The organism is Ruegeria sp. HKCCD3925 (genome assembly GCF_057221175.1).
On record NZ_JBWVBI010000014.1, the window covers coordinates 2,501 to 6,058 of the forward strand.

The 3,558-nt window shown below is 53.3% G+C and carries 1 tRNA gene and 2 rRNA genes; all 3 read left to right on the forward strand.

Annotated elements, in window-relative coordinates:
* The first annotated feature begins 186 nt into the window (after positions 1–186).
* The 3 genes from AC2TEM_RS21310 (at position 187) to AC2TEM_RS21320 (ending at position 3,520) form a co-directional block, all read left to right on the forward strand.
* Positions 187–3,018, forward strand: a 23S ribosomal RNA gene (locus tag AC2TEM_RS21310).
* A 187-nt stretch (positions 3,019–3,205) separates the two neighbouring features.
* A 5S ribosomal RNA gene (rrf, locus tag AC2TEM_RS21315) occupies positions 3,206–3,320 on the forward strand.
* Between the two features lie 123 nt (positions 3,321–3,443).
* A tRNA-Met gene (locus tag AC2TEM_RS21320) sits at positions 3,444–3,520 on the forward strand.
* Positions 3,521–3,558: the final 38 nt, after the last annotated feature.

Below are 3,558 nucleotides of genomic sequence, written 5' to 3' on the forward strand. Positions count from 1 at the left end.
TTCTCCATGCGGGGCCGACCGACATCGGCAGCATGGGTTCCAGGATGGAAGGCGGGAAAGTATGCTTTTGGTTCAGAAGAAAGATCGCCTTTAGTTACCAGCTGGGCGGTCGCGATTGACCTGACTGCGCTCAAGTAGCCGAATAGGCGGTAGCGCACTAAGTTGTGTCTTTCTCTTTCTGGATCAAATCAAGCGCGAGAAGGGCGTTTGGTGAATGCCTTGGCAGCAAGAGGCGATGAAAGACGTGATACTCTGCGATAAGCCATGGGGAGCTGAGAATAAGCTTTGATCCATGGATCTCTGAATGGGGCAACCCACCTGAAAGCTTCATATTGTTATCTTTGATACTCAATATGGGGTTTAAACAGGTACTTAAGACCTGAATACATAGGGTTTTAAGAGCAAACCCGGGGAACTGAAACATCTAAGTACCCGGAGGAAAGGAAATCAATTGATACTCCCCTAGTAGCGGCGAGCGAACGGGGACCAGCCGAGCCAGATAAGTGACTAGAACACGTTGGGAAGCGTGGCCATAGCGGGTGACAGCCCCGTATAGGAAGCTTTGATGGACGTATTAAGTAGGGCGGAACACGTGAAATTCTGTCTGAAGATCGGAGGACCACCTTCGAAGGCTAAGTACTCCTTGCTGACCGATAGCGAACCAGTACCGTGAGGGAAAGGTGAAAAGCACCCCGACGAGGGGAGTGAAACAGTACCTGAAACCGAACGCCTACAATCAGTCGGAGGATCCTCGAGATCTGACGGCGTACCTTTTGTATAATGGGTCATCGACTTGGTCTTACGAGCAAGCTTAAGCCGTTAGGTGTAGGCGTAGCGAAAGCGAGTCTTAATAGGGCGCATGAGTTCGTGGGATCAGACCCGAAACCGAGTGATCTAGGCATGGCCAGGTTGAAGGTAAGGTAACACTTACTGGAGGACCGAACCCACATCCGTTGAAAAGGATCGGGATGAGCTGTGCCTAGGGGTGAAAGGCCAATCAAACTCGGAGATAGCTGGTTCTCTGCGAAATCTATTTAGGTAGAGCGTCATCCGAATACCCCGGGGGGTAGAGCACTGGATGGGTAATGGGGCCCCACAGGCTTACTGATCCTAACCAAACTCCGAATACCCGGGAGTACTAGATGGCAGACACACTGCGGATGCTAACGTCCGTAGTGGAGAGGGAAACAACCCTGACCTACGACTAAGGCCCCCAATTCATGGCTAAGTGGGAAAGCAGGTGGGACGACCAAAACAACCAGGAGGTTGGCTTAGAAGCAGCCATCCTTTAAAGATAGCGTAACAGCTCACTGGTCTAAATAAGTTGTCCTGCGGCGAAGATGTAACGGGGCTCAAGCCATGAGCCGAAGTCTAGGGATGCGTAAGCATCGGTAGCAGAGCGTAGTGTGACATAGTTCCTATCCTCTTTAGCGATCTTCGGATCGCCTTGGAGGATATTTGGAGCTTTCGATGAAGCCGGGGCGTGAGCCATCCGGTGGAGAGATCACTAGTGAGAATGATGACATGAGTAGCGACAAAGAGTGTGAGAGACACTCTCGCCGAAAGTCCAAGGGTTCCTGCTTAAAGCTAATCTGAGCAGGGTAAGCCGGCCCCTAAGCCGAGGCCGAAAGGCGTAGGCGATGGGAACTAGGTTAATATTCCTAGGCCAGGAGGATGTGACGGATCACAGGTGTAGTTCAATCTTATCGGATTGATTGGGCTGCTGAGTGGTTCCTGGAAATAGCCCTCCATCAGACCGTACCCTAAACCGACACAGGTGGACTGGTAGAGCATACCAAGGCGCTTGAGAGAACGATGTTGAAGGAACTCGGCAAAATACCTCCGTAAGTTCGCGAGAAGGAGGCCCGGTTCCTAGGCAACTAGGGGCTGGGGGCACAAACCAGGGGGTGGCGACTGTTTATTAAAAACACAGGGCTCTGCGAAGTCGCAAGACGACGTATAGGGTCTGACGCCTGCCCGGTGCCTGAAGGTTAAAAGGAGAGGTGAGAGCCTTGAATTGAAGCCCAGGTAAACGGCGGCCGTAACTATAACGGTCCTAAGGTAGCGAAATTCCTTGTCGGGTAAGTTCCGACCTGCACGAATGGCGTAACGACTTCCCCGCTGTCTCCAACATCGACTCAGCGAAATTGAATTGCCTGTCAAGATGCAGGCTTCCCGCGGTTAGACGGAAAGACCCCGTGCACCTTTACTACAGCTTCGCACTGGCATCAGGATTGTGATGTGCAGGATAGGTGGTAGGCTTTGAAGCGGAAACGCAAGTATCCGTGGAGCCTCCCTTGAGATACCACCCTTCGCACTCTTGATGTCTAACCGCGGTCCGTTATCCGGATCCGGGACCCTGCGTGGCGGGTAGTTTGACTGGGGCGGTCGCCTCCTAAAGCGTAACGGAGGCGCGCGAAGGTTGGCTCAGAGCGGTCGGAAATCGCTCGTTGAGTGCAATGGCAGAAGCCAGCCTGACTGCAAGACTGACAAGTCGAGCAGAGTCGAAAGACGGCCATAGTGATCCGGTGGTCCCGAGTGGAAGGGCCATCGCTCAACGGATAAAAGGTACGCCGGGGATAACAGGCTGATACTGCCCAAGAGTCCATATCGACGGCAGTGTTTGGCACCTCGATGTCGGCTCATCTCATCCTGGGGCTGGAGCAGGTCCCAAGGGTACGGCTGTTCGCCGTTTAAAGAGGTACGTGAGCTGGGTTTAGAACGTCGTGAGACAGTTCGGTCCCTATCTGCCGTGGGTGTAGGAGACTTGAGAGGAGTTGCCCCTAGTACGAGAGGACCGGGGTGAACGATCCACTGGTGGACCAGTTGTCGTGCCAACGGCAGTGCTGGGTAGCTATGATCGGACAGGATAACCGCTGAAGGCATCTAAGCGGGAAGCCCCCCTCAAAACAAGGTCTCCCTGAGGGCCGTGGAAGACCACCACGTCAATAGGCCGGAGATGTAAGCGCAGTAATGCGTTCAGTTGACCGGTACTAATCGCCCGATAGGCTTGATTTGATCCAGTAATGGAAAGACAAGACCAAAGCATACACTGACCTTGAGTTGGATAACGTCGCAGCGCCAAGCCGCGATGTTGGTTGATTATATAACCGAGTGGCAACGCGCCTTTTGCAAGCAAAAGACGCTGCCTGCCACCTCGTCGCTTTCCTGCAACGCAGGAAAGTCGACATGGGCTTTTCCTCGGTTTGGTGGTCATAGCGCAAGTGAAACACCCGGTCCCATCCCGAACCCGGAAGTTAAGCACTGCCGCGCCAATGGTACTTGGGCTTAAGCCCCGGGAGAGTAGGTCACCGCCAAACCTAGTAAAAGCCCACAGTCTCTCAAACACGATGAAAAGAACACTACCCGGTCTCAAGTAGCCGAATAGGCGATAGACCAACACAAGACCTCAAGTAGCGTAAGCGATAGGTCACTTAAAGTGTCGCGGGATGGAGCAGCCCGGTAGCTCGTCAGGCTCATAACCTGAAGGTCGCAGGTTCAAATCCTGCTCCCGCAACCAACTTTAGAAAATCCCAGAGCAGCCCGTGCAGACTACAA